Here is a 13519-nt window from a genome sequence, read left to right as displayed (position 1 = left end):
CGATATAGCGATTTATATGTCAAGAAAAACTCCCCCTCATCGAGCGATTTCAGCAAATACGAAAAATCCGTCCGTCCAGCAAGCAACGCATTTAATCGAGTTGTCAACATACCGGCTACTCCCAGTCGATATCATCATGCGATACGGTTTTTCCACGCATATATTCCTGCATAGCGATGTGATGCGCCTCCCTGTCGTCCTCTGACGCAAAATCCTCCATCTCTTTCGGCAAGAATCGCCTCACGACCTCCAGAAGAATCGGCAATTCGCGGTCCGGAATGAACTCTATCATCTCCACAATCTGAGCTTTTACCGTCATAGCAGGAAACCTCCCTTGTAGACATCGCCTCGCGGCGCAATTTTTTCAATCAAGAGCGTATCCTTTGCAGGATATGAAAATACGATTCGCCAGCCTCCAACGCGCAGCCGATAGAGTCCGTCACTCCCCTTGAGTCGTTTCACATCGCCTTGCGGCAGACCTTCAATTACCTGTTTGATGCGCTGTTTCGTCGGCCTGTCCATCGTCTCAATGCTCTTTACCGCAAGTTTTGCATATTGTATTTTCATGGATGGATTCCTCTTCTCACCAAAGCCGCAAACATCAAGTCGCAAGATCCTTTCCGCTAAGGAAATTATAGCAAAAAGAGATGGCGGATGCCATCTCTTTTTGCTGTATTCACCGACCCTTGCCATGATCCTTCAAGGCGCGCTCGATGTCGCGCTTGGCGGCCTTTGCCGCCAGATCCCGGCGCTTGTCGTAATTGTGCTTGCCGCTGGCGAGTGCGAGTTCGAGCTTCGCCCTGCCCTTCGAGAAGTAGAGCTTCAGCGGCACGAGCGTGAAGCCCTTCTCGCGCGTCTTGGAGAAGAGTTTGACGATCTCCGCCTTGTGCATGAGGAGCTTTCTCTTCCGTAGCGGCTCGTGGTTGAAGATGTTGCCCTGCTCGTAGGGGCTGATGTGCATGTTCTCCACGAAGATCTCGCCGTTCTTGATCGAGGCGAAGCTGTCCTTGAGGTTCACTCTTCCCGCGCGCAGGGATTTGACCTCCGTGCCCTGCAGCACGAGGCCCGTCTCAAAGGTTTCATGTATGAAATAATCGTGACGCGCCTTGCGGTTTTCCGCGACGATCTTCATGCCGTCGTTCTTGCGTCCCATCGCTTCCCCCCTACTTCCTTATGCGGCAATCGCCGCTTCCTGCAGCATCCCTGCATCAATCGCTGTTCGCCGTCGCTCGCTGCGTCTTGTTGTGCGGGCGGCGCTTCTTTTCCGGCTTGGGCGCAGACTTCTTGCCCTTCTTGCGCAAGTCCTTCGGCGGCTTCATCCAGAACGCTTTGGGGCGGCTGCTGCTCGACTCGTCGGCGAGAGCGCCCTGCCTTTCCGCCTGGAATCTTTCCGGCCGCTTCGCGCCGCGCCCTTTGTCGTGCGGCTTCGCACCCTTATGTCCCTTGCCGTGCGGCTTGCGTTCGCCCGTTTCCACAGGGGCGGATGTCTTCTCCGGACGCTTGTCGCCCTTCACATCGGCGATGATCTCATCCGTACGCTTTTCTTTCGCCGCCTTCCGACCTCTGCCCTTTTTCGAGCGTGCGTCCTTCTTCGCGCCCTTTTCTTTCAAAGATTCACCGCGCTTTACGTCGCCTTCCTCGGGCTTCTTCTTCGCGGCGACAAAGACGCCGTTGTCCTCCAAGATGAAGTCGAGGTTGCGCTCGGCGATATTGGCACGCACGAGCACGACGCGCACAGGCTCGCCGAGGCGGTAGGAGACGTGCGTCGCACCGCCGACGAGCGCGTAGAGGTCTTCGCGGTACTCGTAGTAGTCGTTGACCATGCTCGATACGTGCACGAGTCCTTCGACGCCGTTTTCCAGCTCGCAGAAGATGCCGAACGCCGTGACGCCGCTGATGACGGCATCGAAAGCGTCGCCGACAAACTGCGCCATGTACTCGATCTTCTTCATGTCCTGCGTCTCGCGCTCCGCCTCGATGGCGATGCGCTCACGCGCCGAGGTGTGCTCAGCAATCTCGGGCAGGAGGCTCCTCAGGCGTTCCTGCCGCTCAGACGCGATCGTGCCCGTCGCAAACGTCTCGCGCAGCAGGCGATGCACGATGAGGTCGGGATAGCGGCGGATCGGCGACGTGAAGTGCGTGTAGTGACGCGCAGCGAGTCCGTAGTGACCGAGCGGCGCGTCGGCATAACGCGCCTGCTGCATCGAGCGCAGCGAGACGGCGCTGACGATGCGCTCCTCAGGCCTTCCCTTGACCTTTTCCAAGACCTGCTGCACGTCCTTCGGCGCTACCTCGCCCGCCTCGTTCGGCACGAGGTGCAGCGAGAACGTCGCCAGAAGATTGTTCAGCCGCTCGATCTTCTCGTCCGACGGCTGCTCGTGCACGCGGTAGAGGAACGGCTGCTCCTTCTTCTCCATGTGCTCCGCGACGGTCTCGTTCGCCGCGAGCATGCACTGCTCGATCATCGACTCCGCGAGCGACCCCGTGCGCTTGATGAGCGCGACGGGCTTGCCGCTCTCGTCGAGCTTCACCTTGATTTCGGGCACGTCGAAGCCGATGGAACCGCGCTCATGCCGCGCCTTTTCCATCGCGTCATGCACCTCGCGAAGAGGCGTGAGAAGCGGCAGGAGGTCGGCATTCTCCGTGCGCACCGCATCCGCTCCCTCGGCGAAGATCTCGTTGACGAGCGTATAGGTCAGGCGGCGATAGACGTGAATGACGACGGGCAGGATCTCGTAGCTCTTGACGAGTCCGTCCGCGCCGATCTCCATCTCGCACGCCATCGCCAGGCGGTCTTCGCCCGCGTTCAGGCTGCATATACCGTTCGACAGCTTCTTCGGCAGCATGGGAATCACGCGGTCGACGAGGTAGACGCTCGTGCCGCGTGCACGCGCCTCGCGGTCGAGCGGCGAATTCTCGCGCACATACCAGCTGACGTCGGCGATGTAGACGCCGAGGAAGAAACTGCCGTCCGCGCGCCGCTCGGCGTAAACGCCGTCGTCCAAGTCCTTCGCGTCCTCGCCGTCGATCGTCACGATGCGAAAACCGCGGCGGTCGCGCCTGCCGCTGAATTCTTCGGGTGAGACGGCGTCCTCAATCGCTGCCGCCTCTGCCGCCACATCGGCGGGAAACTCCTCCGAAAGCCCGTATTGGCTCATGACGGAGAGCACGTCGACGCCCGGCTCGCCCGCGCGGCCGAGGATTTCCTCCACCTCGCCCTCGGCGTTCCTCCTGCCCGCCGGCCACTTCGTGATGCGCACGACGACTTTCATGCCCGCCTTTGCGCCATGCACGGCGCCCTTAGGGATAAAGATGTCCTGCCCGATCTTCTTGTCATCGGGAGTCACAAAGCCGAAGTGACGGCTCTCCTCGAACGTGCCGACAATCTGCTCGTTGGCTCGCTCGACGATGCGGATGATCTCGCCCTCGCGCGAGCGTCCGGCAATCTCCGACGGCGAAATCCTCGCGACGACGCGGTCGCCGTTCATCGCGCCGCCAAGACTCACGCCCGGCACGAAGATGTCGCTGTCCGTCTCCTTCTCGCGCACCTCGGGGATGATGAAGCCGAATCCCTTCGCCGACATCGAGAGCCTGCCGACGACGAGATTCATGCGCTCGGGCACGCCGAAGCGTTCGTGGCGAGTCTTGATGACGGCTGCGGTCTTCTCCAGCTCTTCCAAAGCCGTCCAGAAGAGCGCGAGTTCTTCTTGCGCGAGATTCATGGCGGCGGCGAGATCGTCCGCCGTCAGCGGCTTGTACGCCGCCGTGCGCATGTAGTTTACGATGCGCTCCTGCAATTCATTTTGTTCCATTCATTTCTCCTACCAGCGCCATCTTCGCCGTCGCTTCCGCAAGCACAGTGCCGTCAGCGAGCGAAAGTTTGGCGCGCATGTTCACGAACCCCTTGCGGCGGCTCTCCTCCCATCCCTCGATCAAAAGCTCCTCGCCGACGGGCGCAGGATTTCGATAGCGCACGGCCAGACGCGCCGTCACAGCCCGCTCGCCGAGTCCATCGTAGAGATAGCCGCCCATCGCCTCATCGAGCAGCGTCGTGACGATGCCGCCGTGCACGATGCCGCTGTATCCCTGGTACTCGGATGCAAGCGCCTTGCGCGCCCGAAATTTCCCGTCCACCAGCTGAAACTCCAAATGAAGCCCGATGGGATTCTTCGGGCCGCAGGCGAAGCAGTAGTCCTCACCCTGCCCGATCTTTTCGTATGGCATAAATCGTTTCCTTCCCCATTCTCTCAAACGCTCCCCATCTCGCGCAAAAACGATACCGTGCGCCGGAAGACCGCCTGTCGCTCGGCGTCGAGCATCACGAGATGACCCGAGCGCACGAGCCAAAGAACTTCCTTATGGGCCGCCCCCACATGGTCATAGATATAGCGGAGGCTTCTCCTGTGCGCCGTGCGATCGTGCAGCGAGTGCACGAGGAGGAGCGGTGCATATACCTTTGGCAGCAGCGCCTTGACATGCTTGATAAAGCCGACGAGTTCGTGGATGGCGACGAGCGGCATCCTGTCATACGTCACGTTGCAGAACTCGGGCACGTCGCGCAGAGACTTGCGCAGTTTCGGATGAAACCTGCCGATGCACGCGCTGCGCGGCGGCAGGTGCTTCATGCCGCGCCCCTCATCAATGAAGATCGGTGCTGCGAGCGTCACGACACCCGTGACACGCTTTTGCGCCGCGAGACGGAGCGCGAGCAAAGCCCCCATCGAATGGCCGACAACAGAAATGCGCGGCACGAGCCCTGAAAGGATCGCATAGCCATCGAGAGCCGAATCGTACCAGTCCTCAGCGTCCGTATGTGCCAAATCCTCGGGACTCGTGCCGTGCCCGGCGAGGCGCGGGCAAAGCACCGTATGACCTGCACGATGAAGGGCTTCGGCGAGAAGCCGCATCTCGGGCGGCATGCCCGTGAAGCCATGCAGGAGCAGCACGCCGTGCGGGCCGCCCGGCAAAAGGAAAGGCTCCGCTCCCTCGATGATCATCGCCGCACCCCTCCCTCGACGGCTGTAGCCAGAAAAGCCCCACAGGCCGCGCCCCTCCAATAGAAAGAAACGCCCGGCCTTTTGCCGAGCGTCCGCCGCAAACAGCTGCCAAGAAAGCGCAGAACCCCTCTGCGCTCTATGGCCGCCCTACATCGTCATCTTGGCAATCACGAGCGTAATCGCACCGAAAAGCACCGCCAGAACGACTGTCACACGCGCCAAGAGCGCATCCATGCCGCGCGCCTTCGCGCTGAACACGGTATCGCCGCCGCCCCCGTCGAAGCCGCCCATGCCCGCAGACTTAGGCTCCTGCCCCAAGACGGCAACAATCAGAAGTATGGCGACAAGCGCATCAAGCACCATCAATAACGTAAGCAAAAGTGAACCTCCTCCAGATCAGAGAGTCTCTCCTCTCCTCCTTATTATACTATTCTATCATGAAAGCCCGAGAAGTCAAGAAAAAGGCGCGGCCATCAAGCGCCGCGCCTTTTTCTTATGAAGCCCCAAGAGGTCAAGCCGAAAGTGCAGACCGATTGGCTTTCTCATGCAAACTACATGCGATGATTCAAGTTTTTCCGCTCCATATTCGCAATCCCTGTTAAAATCTCAATATTTTTCCTTCTCCAGTCATCGCATTCATCAAAAAAGCACACATCCTTTCGCTTCTTAAAAATACGGAATGCCTGCGCCTCCGAATTGTCGTAAATATGGCAAATGTCACTCACCGCTACGACCGCAGGAACAAGAGCCATAGCACGATCATAGCGCGTATAGATTTTCTCTTCTGGAACATCGTGCCCTCCTGAAGCTACGCGCATCTTCACACGGTATACATTGATTCGTGGATCTGCAGTCAAAACATAATAGCAACGAATAAAATAGCCCGCATCCCTTGCCCGCTCAAGCAAATACAGATTGCGTGATGTGGAGAGCACTGTTTCGAAGCAAAAATCGCGCAGCTTGCTTAGACATTCTTCGCGCTGATGTTCTGCGATCTGCGCAGCCTTGATGTCGCTGCATTTAAGATTCTTCTTGATTTCATCGGCATTGATATAGTCCATAATGGGGCGCAGAACCTCTGTAAACGTACTCTTGCCCGATCCATTAGGGCCGGCGAAAAGGACAATTTCAGGTTTCTTCCGCGTGCTGCTCACCATAACGCCCCTTCCGCGCACGCTCCGCCACGGGGACGCGCGTGCCATCGCTTCTCAGTTCATAGATTTTCTGCGTCTTGCGATCATAGACGATGCTTGGCACCCCCATAGCCTTGTTCTTCTCAAGCGCAATACGCACCGCCGCATCAACACGTCGCACGACCATTTCATCCGTGATTGCATCTGTTGCCATCATGCCGCCTCCTTCAAAAATCTTCCCCTAACTGCCACTATATCACATTTCCCTTTCCGTTTTCAACGAAAAGGGACTGTTGCACAGCAATGCATGTGCGACAGCCCCTCCTGTCAATATTTTCTTTCCTGTATCGCCATCGGGGCGATTTCTGCCGGATAGACGCTGTCCTTGACGAAGACCGTGCGCTCGACCTTCTCGCCGGCTAAGACCTTCTTCGCCATCTCCATCAAGAGCGGACCCTGCAGCGGGTTGCCTTCGACGGTGCAGTTGCTCTTGCCGTCGATCATCGCCTGAAAGATCGCGCGCGTGCCGTCGCACGAGACAATCACGATGTCCTGCCCGGGCTTCAAGCCTGCCGCCTCGATCGCCTCGATCGCACCGAGCGCCATGTCGTCGTTCTGCGCGAAGAGAATGTCGATCTTGTCCTTGTAGTTCTTGAGCATCTCCGTCATGACCTGCTTGCCGCCGTCCTTCTGGAACGTCGAGTTCTGTGCGACGAGAATCTCATAGGCGTCCTTGTTCGGCGATGCCGTCATCTCATCGCGAAAGCCCGTGTCGCGTCGCTCGACAACGGACGAACCTGCAGGGCCTTTGATCTCGGCGATGTTGAACTTCGCACCGCCGTCGCGCGGCTTCTTCCCTTTGGCCAACATATAGCCGTCGAGCCAGCGGAACGCCTCGCGCCCTTCGCGCACGGAATCCGTGCCGATGCGCATGACGTAGAGGCTATCGTCGTTCGTCTGCAGGTCGCGATCGACGATGATCACGGGAATCTTCGCCGCCTTCGCCTCCTTCAGCACCTCATCCCAACCCGTCGCCACGATGGGCGAGAAGGCGATGATGTCGACCTTCTGCGCGATGAACGAGCGGATCGCCCGAATCTGATTCTCCTGCTTGAGTTCCGCGTTGGAGAACTGCAGTTCGATGCCCGCATCCTCCGCCGCCTGCTTGATCGACGCCGTATGCGCGGCGCGCCATGTGGACTGGGCGCCGATCTGCGAGTAGCCCATCGTGATCTTGCGGTTTCCGGAACCCGGTTCTGCGCTGCCGACCTTGCTCGCGTCCTGCCCATTCGTCGTACACCCCGCAGCTGCAATCGCCACGAATGCAGCAAGCAGCAAGGCAAAGATTTTCCTCATATCGCTCTCTCCTTTTCGCACTCCTTGATACAGGCATAAACATCCACTATCCAAGGCATAACTTAATACTATCTTAAATCTAGCATCGAACACCGTTTTTGTCAATCCATACAATGATAATTTCAGTTGACTTATAGACCTTTAGGCCTTAAAATTCAGCTATGAGCAATGTTTTTTTCAGAGATAAAGGATGTGTTCCATGCTACTGCACGAAATCTTGCAAAACGGGCGCGGCGAAGACATCGCCGTCATCGACCGCGGTCGCCGCATCACTTACGACGAACTGCGCGAAGCCCTGAGAGCCTCGCGTGACCGCTTCTACGCCGCCGGAATCCGTGCGCACGACCACGTCGCGCTCTTTTCCCATAACCGCGTCGAACTCCTCATCGCCTACCTCGCTGTGAACTCGCTCGGCGCTGTCGCCGTCCCGCTCAACTACCAGCTCAGCGTGCGCGAAGTCGCCTACATCATCAAGGACGCGGGCGTGCGTCACCTCGTGACGGAAAAGGAGCTTCCCCTCGAATCCCACCTCGGACAGCAGGGATACGGCGGTGAGCTTCATCAGATGCCCCTCCTCGACGTCATGAAGCCCGCAAGCGCCATGCCCGCGCCGAAGCTTTCGAACATCTTCTCAGAGGAAAATCCCTGCGTCATCATCTACACCTCGGGCACGACAGGCGCCCCCAAGGGCGCCGTACTCAGTCATCGAAACCAGTGCACGAACGCGCATCAGGTCATGGAGCATCACTCCATCACGCCGAACGACAAGGTTCTCTGCGTGCTGCCGATGTACCACTGCTTCGCCTGGACGTGCTCCGTCCTTGCGACGCTCACAGCCGGCGGCACGATCGTCATCGTCAACGGCTTCATGCCCAAGGAGACGATCCGCGCCATCCGCGACGAGAAGGTCACTATCATGTACGCCGTGCCTTCCGTCTGCGCCATCCTCACGCGTCAGGCAGATGCGGAAGACCTCAAGAGCCTTCGCCTGACGGGCATCGGCGGCACGGCGCTGCCGCAGGAAATCGCTGCGGCCTACCGCGAAAAGTTCGGCCTCACGATCTACGAGGTCTATGGACTCTCCGAGGCCTCTCCCGTCGTCACGATGGACTCGCCGCGTCACTACCGCCCCGGCTCTATCGGCGTGCCCATGAAGGGGCTTGAGGTCATCATCGCCAACACCGACGGCACGGAACTCGCACGAGGCATGGCGGGCGAGCTGCTCGTCAAAGGGCCAACCGTCATGAAGGGCTACTGGCATCAGGACGAGGCGACGGCTCGTGCACTCAAGGACGGCTGGCTGCATACGGGCGACATCGCGCGCATGGACGAGGACGGCTTCGTCTACATCGTCGACCGCATCAAGGACATGATCATCAGCATGGGCGAGAACGTCTACCCGCGCGAGATTGAAGAGCTCGTCTACTCCTTCCCCGGCATCGAGGACGCCGCCGTCATCGCCATTCCCGATCCTCTGCGCGGGCAAGCGGGCGCCTGCTACTACACGGTCAAGAAGAACGAAGAGGTCGACATGCGCACCTTGAAGAAGTTCCTGCAGAAAAATCTCGCCGTCTACAAGGTGCCGCGCGAGTTCTGCCAAATTCCCGAAATGCCGCGCACCTCGACCGGAAAGATTGCCAAGCGCGAGATCGCACGCCTCTATCGCGAGGATAAGTGAGGCCCACACAAAAAGAAAATGCCGCGCAGGGCGGCAAGCGAGGAAGGGGCGGGGCTTTCCCGTCCCTTCTTTCTATTTACGGTTCTGCACAAACAAAAAAAGGCGCCGCAGGGCGCGGCGCAAATGAAGAGATGAGGTCTTGGACGGGACGCCCTCCCCACGGGTACCAAGAGCGGCTTGATCCGCGCCGTGTGCATCGTGCTTCTCCTGTAAGGGAGACGCGGGCTGCTGAAAGCCATCGATTTGTACGAATGTACTGCACGCTGTGCGAGGTCAGTTCCAATCCTCGGCTCCACCCGATTGTTGTCCCCTATGGCGGAGGACATCCCTTGGGCTTCCGTCGTATCCCGCTTTTCCGGAAGTCCGACGGAGCTTCTGTTCTTGTTTTTAATTATACTCTAGGACAATGGTTTAGTCAAGGGATAAAGCCAACGATTTCTAATTTTTTTCAATCCGACGACCCTCGAACTGGAAAACCCTGTTCCCTCTGTATTTTAATGGAATACCTGCTAGAAAGAAGTGTACTTATGAAAACGACAAAACGCCGTCGCATAAGCCTGACTATTTTTCTAGGCATAATGTCGGCTATGGCGCCGCTGGCGACCGACATGTACCTGCCTGCTCTGCCCGAGCTTTCAGCAGAATTTTCCGCCTCGACCTCGGCGACGCAGCTGACCTTGACGATGACGCTGCTCGGCATGGCCATCGGGCAGATCTTCCTCGGGCCTTTGAGCGATATGTACGGGCGCAAACGACCGCTCTTTGCGGGCATGGTCGCCTTCGCCCTCGTCTCGGCGGGCTGCTTCTACGCAAGCTCTATCGAACCTTTTCTCGCACTGCGCTTTCTGCAGGGATTTGCGGGCGCGAGCGGCATCGTCATCGCGCGTGCCATCGCGCGTGACGTAGCCGAGGGCGTCGAGCTCACGCGCTTCTTGTCCATCCTCATGCTCGTGAACGGACTCGCGCCAATCCTCGCTCCCGTCGCCGGCGGACAGCTCCTCGTCTTCTCCTCGTGGCGCATCGTCTTCGCCGTGCTCGCCGCTATCGGCGTCCTCCTCGCCGTCTGGACGCTCAAAACGCGTGAGACGCTGGCCGAAGGGAAGCGCCAAAAGAGCATGACGGCGAGTTTCCATGCCTTTCCCACGCTCCTTCGCGACCGCTACTTTCTCGGCCACTGCCTCGTGCAGTGCTTCGTCTTCGGCGCGTTCTTCTCCTACATCGCCGGCTCTTCCTTCGTCTTTCAGAACATCTACGGCGTCTCGGCGCAAGGCTACAGCCTGATCTTCGGCGGCATCGGCACGGGACTCTTCCTCGCGGGACTCCTGCCCGCACGCCTCGCCGGACGCGTCAAGGACATCTCCATGCTCAAGGCCTCACTCCTCGTGCCTCTCGTCTCCAGTGCGCTCCTCCTTGCCTCCCTCCTTGCGGGATTTGCCCCGCTCGCGCTCACCATCGTCCTGCTCTTCATCACCGTCGTACCGCTCTCCGTCATGGGCACGGCGAGCTTCTCGCTCGCGCTCTCACGCCAAGGCAGGAACGCAGGCGCAGCGTCGGCTCTCATCGGCTTCTTCTCCATGGTGCTCGGCGGCGTCATGATGCCCCTCGTCGGCATCGCAGGAGACCATACGGCGATTCCCATGGCAGTTCTCATGCTCACTGGCTACGCGCTCGGCGCAATCGTCTTCTACAGCAACGTCAAAAACGGCTGAGGACGCCTTCGTACTTCCTTCAAATTTCCGCTGGGTGTACCTCTTCGTCGTCGAGCGTTCCTTCGAGATCGTGATCCGTCATGGCACAGACGGCGGCATCAGACCAGACGTTCTCCGCCGTCTCGATCATGTCGATGATCGTGTAGATGGGGAGAATCACGCCCATAAGCCCCAAGGGCGCACCGAGCGAAGACATCAAGGAGAGCGTCAGGAAGTAGCAGCCCATGGGCACGCCCGCATTACCGACGGCGGCGAGGACGGCGACGAAGAGCCACGTGACCATCGTGCCGAGCGTAATCTCAAAGCCCGCATTCTGCATGACGAAGAGCGAGGTCACGAGGATGAAGGCCGCGCAGCCGTTCATGTTGATCGTCGTGCAGATCGGCAGGACGAAGCGCGAGACAGTCGGATTCACCTTGAGATTCTTTTCCGCCGAAGCCAACGTCACGGGCAAAGTGCCCGCCGAGCTCTTCGTAAAGAGCGCCACAGCGACGGCCGGCGCCATCTTGCGGAAGACATGGAGCGGATTGAGGCCGCGCACGAGGAGGAAGAGCGGCAGGATGATGAAAAACTGGATGAGATTGCCGCCGAGGACGACAGCCGTGTACTTGCCGAGCGCACCGACGATGACACCAGCTTCGATCTGTGCCGATAGCTGCGCGGCAAATGCGAGGATGCCGACGGGCAGAACGTAGAGCAGTGCACGGATCAGTGTGAAGAGAAGCTCCTGTGCGCCATGGAGCGCCTTCAACAGCACGGCACGATTTTCCGTCTTTGGCATGAAGGCGAGCGCCAGCCCGACAGATGCCGCAATCAACATGACGGAGAGCACATTGCCCGAGAGGAACGGCTGCAGCAAATTGTTCGGAATGACCGAAAGGATGTGGTCATAGTAGGAAAGCGTCCCAAGCTTCTGCGGCACATCGGCCGTACCTGCTCCGATGATCTCAGCGGGCAAGTTGCCCGGCGCTATCCACACATAGAGTGCAAGTCCGACCGTCGCCGCTGAAATGGTCGTCAACAGTGTATAAGTGACAGCATGGGCAAAGATGCGTCCCGTATCCTTCTTCGCGCCAAGCGCCGCAAGCGTCGTGATGACAGCGAGAGCGATGGTCGGCACGGCGATGAACTGAAAGAGGCGCGTGAACACCGTCGCAACGAAATCAAACAGTTCGTTCAAAGGCCCGACGTTCAGCCAGCCAAGGCCGGCGCCGACAATGAGCGCGAGAAACCACAGGACAAACTGCTTGCCCTGTCCGTTTTGGCGGCTCTTTGCGATCGCCGCCTGCGCCGTCTCCTCGACGGCCGCATGATTCTTTTCTTCCGACATGATACCCCTTCTTTCTGCATGGCAGGAAGCCTCCCGCCACGTCGACGAACCAATCACCGCTTCCTCAGAAGCAGGCGGTTGATAATTCATATAAAATCAGTATGGTTTATATTATACGAATCTCCGCCTGCACTGTCAAGGGGCACGACAAGAAATCTTACAAAATCCTCGAAAGCGCAGAAAAGACGGGCTATCATACGAAGCTTTTTCCGCTCCGTATGACAGCCCGTCTTTTCAAATGTATATTCTCGTACACCACATCTCATACCCCGTCCATACACACAGTGACAAGCCCCTCCGTCCCTCACCTCACATAATGCACCCGCTCCGCTTCAAACCTGTCTGCGTGCAGCTTTCTCTCGTTTGGATAGCCGATGGCGAATAGGGAGAATGCCTTGAGGTTCGCGGGCATTTCGAGGATTTCTTCCACCTTCTTCATGTTCTCCTCGTAGGGCGCGATGCCGAACCAGACGCCGCCGAGGCCGAGATACGTCGCTTCGAGCCAGATGTTCTGCTGCGCCGCTGCCATGTCGATGTGCGAAAAGCGCGGCACGGTCAAGCCCTCCGTACGGTAGGCGAGCGCTAAGAGGAGCGGCGCTCCTGCCGCGCAGCCCGTATAGGGCGTGACCTTGGCGAGCGCGGCGATCTTTTCGCGGTTCTCGACGACGAAGAACTCCCACGGCCGCTGATTGCAGGCGGACGGTGCCTGCATCCCTGCACGCAGGATGCGCTCGACCTTCTCCGGCTCGACCGGCCTCGCCTGATACTTCCTTATGCTGCGGCGCTGAAACACGACGTCATTTTCCATCGAAAAGCACTCCTTCCAACCGTTTCTCGATCTCCTCCTGCGCAAGCATGGCGACGAGCGTCAGCACACCTGCCCGCTCTCGCCAAACCGCTTCTTCATACCGTTCAATTCGCATCTCAACGCTGGCATGTCGTCAGAGACAATCTCCCAGATAAGCCGCAGATTCACGCCTTCGTAGTCATGAACGATGCGATTCCTGATCTTATCGCGCATAAATCTCGATCCCCGTCTGCTTAATTTCCTCGGCAATCCGAGACTTCGGCTCGATATGAGCGACATCGAACACATCCATATCCTTATCATCCAAAGCTTCGCGCAACTCCTCCACGAAGCCCATGAATTTCAGTCCGCGCAAATCGCTGTCCACCAACAAATCCACATCGCTTTTTTGCGTTGCCGTCCCCTTGCCGTAAGAACCAAAAAGAATCGCCTGACGAATCCGATGGCTAGTAAAAATTGGCTGCAATCGCCGTTTTATTTCGTCGAGCGTAAAAATCCCCTTCGGCAT

17 protein-coding genes are annotated in these 13519 nt (G+C 58.5%); 2 read left to right on the top strand and 15 right to left on the bottom strand.

Annotation, left to right across the window (positions count from 1 at the left end):
* Positions 1-115: 115 nt before the first annotated feature.
* The 10 genes from HMPREF1153_RS10905 to HMPREF1153_RS10860 all read right to left on the bottom strand — a co-directional run bounded on the left by HMPREF1153_RS10905 (position 116) and on the right by HMPREF1153_RS10860 (position 7486).
* Positions 116-319, bottom strand: coding sequence for a hypothetical protein (locus HMPREF1153_RS10905; RefSeq protein WP_009646980.1), 204 nt, complete (start codon positions 317-319; stop codon positions 116-118).
* The gene (locus HMPREF1153_RS10900; protein WP_232208287.1) at positions 316-693 is read right to left on the bottom strand and encodes a type II toxin-antitoxin system RelE family toxin; all 378 of its coding nucleotides are present in this window, start codon (positions 691-693) and stop codon (positions 316-318) included. The genes HMPREF1153_RS10905 and HMPREF1153_RS10900 overlap by 4 nt, the downstream gene beginning before the upstream one ends.
* Positions 677-1153, bottom strand: a complete 477-nt coding sequence (gene smpB, locus HMPREF1153_RS10895) for an SsrA-binding protein SmpB (RefSeq protein WP_009646954.1) — start codon at positions 1151-1153, stop codon at positions 677-679. The genes HMPREF1153_RS10900 and smpB overlap by 17 nt, the downstream gene beginning before the upstream one ends.
* 55 nt (positions 1154-1208) lie before the next feature.
* Positions 1209-3812 (bottom strand): ribonuclease R, encoded by a 2604-nt coding sequence (rnr, locus tag HMPREF1153_RS10890; RefSeq protein WP_009646931.1) that lies wholly within the window; start codon positions 3810-3812, stop codon positions 1209-1211.
* Positions 3799-4224, bottom strand: coding sequence for a PaaI family thioesterase (locus HMPREF1153_RS10885; protein WP_009646965.1), 426 nt, complete (start codon positions 4222-4224; stop codon positions 3799-3801). The genes rnr and HMPREF1153_RS10885 overlap by 14 nt, the downstream gene beginning before the upstream one ends.
* A gap of 23 nt (positions 4225-4247) precedes the next feature.
* Positions 4248-4997, bottom strand: a complete 750-nt coding sequence (locus HMPREF1153_RS10880) for an alpha/beta hydrolase (RefSeq protein WP_009646948.1) — start codon at positions 4995-4997, stop codon at positions 4248-4250.
* 147 nt (positions 4998-5144) lie between these two features.
* Positions 5145-5360, bottom strand: coding sequence for a preprotein translocase subunit SecG (gene secG, locus HMPREF1153_RS10875; RefSeq protein WP_006193800.1), 216 nt, complete (start codon positions 5358-5360; stop codon positions 5145-5147).
* Between the two features lie 188 nt (positions 5361-5548).
* On the bottom strand, positions 5549-6154 hold the full coding sequence (locus HMPREF1153_RS10870; RefSeq protein WP_009646960.1) for a zeta toxin family protein: 606 nt from the start codon (positions 6152-6154) through the stop codon (positions 5549-5551).
* On the bottom strand, positions 6126-6347 hold the full coding sequence (locus tag HMPREF1153_RS10865) for a hypothetical protein (RefSeq protein ID WP_009646993.1): 222 nt from the start codon (positions 6345-6347) through the stop codon (positions 6126-6128). The genes HMPREF1153_RS10870 and HMPREF1153_RS10865 overlap by 29 nt, the downstream gene beginning before the upstream one ends.
* 110 nt (positions 6348-6457) lie before the next feature.
* A complete protein-coding gene (locus HMPREF1153_RS10860; RefSeq protein WP_009646958.1) occupies positions 6458-7486 on the bottom strand; it encodes an ABC transporter substrate-binding protein in 1029 nt (342 codons plus the stop codon).
* Between the two features lie 199 nt (positions 7487-7685).
* Between HMPREF1153_RS10860 and HMPREF1153_RS10855 the strand changes: the two genes are divergently transcribed.
* A complete protein-coding gene (locus tag HMPREF1153_RS10855) occupies positions 7686-9164 on the top strand; it encodes a class I adenylate-forming enzyme family protein (protein WP_009646970.1) in 1479 nt (492 codons plus the stop codon).
* Positions 9165-9691: 527 nt separating this feature from the next.
* Positions 9692-10873: a multidrug effflux MFS transporter gene (locus tag HMPREF1153_RS10850; protein ID WP_037370620.1), complete on the top strand. Its 1182-nt coding sequence runs from the start codon at positions 9692-9694 to the stop codon at positions 10871-10873.
* 19 nt (positions 10874-10892) lie between these two features.
* On the opposite strand, the gene HMPREF1153_RS10845 is transcribed toward HMPREF1153_RS10850, so the two are convergent.
* The 5 genes from HMPREF1153_RS10845 to HMPREF1153_RS10835 all read right to left on the bottom strand — a co-directional run bounded on the left by HMPREF1153_RS10845 (position 10893) and on the right by HMPREF1153_RS10835 (position 13519).
* Entirely contained in the window at positions 10893-12203 is a 1311-nt protein-coding gene (locus HMPREF1153_RS10845) for a dicarboxylate/amino acid:cation symporter (RefSeq protein ID WP_009646971.1), read from the bottom strand.
* Positions 12204-12507: 304 nt separating this feature from the next.
* A complete protein-coding gene (locus HMPREF1153_RS10840; protein ID WP_009647000.1) occupies positions 12508-13011 on the bottom strand; it encodes a nitroreductase family protein in 504 nt (167 codons plus the stop codon).
* Positions 13001-13126 carry a hypothetical protein gene (locus tag HMPREF1153_RS13185; protein WP_255325472.1) on the bottom strand — a complete coding sequence of 42 codons (126 nt, stop codon included), beginning with the start codon at positions 13124-13126 and terminating at the stop codon, positions 13001-13003. Before HMPREF1153_RS13185 ends, HMPREF1153_RS10840 begins: the two co-directional genes overlap by 11 nt.
* Positions 13072-13224, bottom strand: coding sequence for a HepT-like ribonuclease domain-containing protein (locus HMPREF1153_RS13135; protein WP_232208284.1), 153 nt, complete (start codon positions 13222-13224; stop codon positions 13072-13074). Before HMPREF1153_RS13135 ends, HMPREF1153_RS13185 begins: the two co-directional genes overlap by 55 nt.
* Entirely contained in the window at positions 13214-13519 is a 306-nt protein-coding gene (locus HMPREF1153_RS10835) for a nucleotidyltransferase family protein (protein ID WP_009646946.1), read from the bottom strand. Before HMPREF1153_RS10835 ends, HMPREF1153_RS13135 begins: the two co-directional genes overlap by 11 nt.

It is taken from the genome of Selenomonas sp. CM52 (genome assembly GCF_000292955.1).
In the GTDB taxonomy this organism is placed as follows: domain Bacteria; phylum Bacillota; class Negativicutes; order Selenomonadales; family Selenomonadaceae; genus Selenomonas.
Note: the sequence above shows the minus strand (reverse complement) of the source record. Positions and strands in the feature narration are given on the sequence as shown.

Excerpts from the sequence above, each read along its gene's own strand:
- HMPREF1153_RS10880 (WP_009646948.1), bottom strand. The coding sequence starts at position 4,997 with ATGATCATCGAGGGAGCGGAGCCTTTCCTTTTGCCGGGCGGCCCGCAC.
- HMPREF1153_RS10845 (WP_009646971.1), bottom strand. The coding sequence starts at position 12,203 with ATGTCGGAAGAAAAGAATCATGCGGCCGTCGAGGAGACGGCGCAGGCG.
- HMPREF1153_RS10885 (WP_009646965.1), bottom strand. The coding sequence starts at position 4,224 with ATGCCATACGAAAAGATCGGGCAGGGTGAGGACTACTGCTTCGCCTGC.
- HMPREF1153_RS10840 (WP_009647000.1), bottom strand. The coding sequence starts at position 13,011 with ATGGAAAATGACGTCGTGTTTCAGCGCCGCAGCATAAGGAAGTATCAG.
- HMPREF1153_RS10860 (WP_009646958.1), bottom strand. The coding sequence starts at position 7,486 with ATGAGGAAAATCTTTGCCTTGCTGCTTGCTGCATTCGTGGCGATTGCA.
- HMPREF1153_RS13135 (WP_232208284.1), bottom strand. The coding sequence starts at position 13,224 with ATGCGCGATAAGATCAGGAATCGCATCGTTCATGACTACGAAGGCGTG.
- secG (WP_006193800.1), bottom strand. The coding sequence starts at position 5,360 with ATGGTGCTTGATGCGCTTGTCGCCATACTTCTGATTGTTGCCGTCTTG.
- HMPREF1153_RS10835 (WP_009646946.1), bottom strand. The coding sequence starts at position 13,519 with ATGCCGAAGGGGATTTTTACGCTCGACGAAATAAAACGGCGATTGCAG.
- HMPREF1153_RS10865 (WP_009646993.1), bottom strand. The coding sequence starts at position 6,347 with ATGATGGCAACAGATGCAATCACGGATGAAATGGTCGTGCGACGTGTT.
- HMPREF1153_RS10850 (WP_037370620.1), top strand. The coding sequence starts at position 9,692 with ATGAAAACGACAAAACGCCGTCGCATAAGCCTGACTATTTTTCTAGGC.
- HMPREF1153_RS10855 (WP_009646970.1), top strand. The coding sequence starts at position 7,686 with ATGCTACTGCACGAAATCTTGCAAAACGGGCGCGGCGAAGACATCGCC.
- HMPREF1153_RS10900 (WP_232208287.1), bottom strand. The coding sequence starts at position 693 with ATGGCAAGGGTCGGTGAATACAGCAAAAAGAGATGGCATCCGCCATCT.
- HMPREF1153_RS10905 (WP_009646980.1), bottom strand. The coding sequence starts at position 319 with ATGACGGTAAAAGCTCAGATTGTGGAGATGATAGAGTTCATTCCGGAC.
- HMPREF1153_RS13185 (WP_255325472.1), bottom strand. The coding sequence starts at position 13,126 with ATGCGAATTGAACGGTATGAAGAAGCGGTTTGGCGAGAGCGGGCAGGT.
- HMPREF1153_RS10870 (WP_009646960.1), bottom strand. The coding sequence starts at position 6,154 with ATGGTGAGCAGCACGCGGAAGAAACCTGAAATTGTCCTTTTCGCCGGC.
- rnr (WP_009646931.1), bottom strand. The coding sequence starts at position 3,812 with ATGGAACAAAATGAATTGCAGGAGCGCATCGTAAACTACATGCGCACG.
- smpB (WP_009646954.1), bottom strand. The coding sequence starts at position 1,153 with ATGGGACGCAAGAACGACGGCATGAAGATCGTCGCGGAAAACCGCAAG.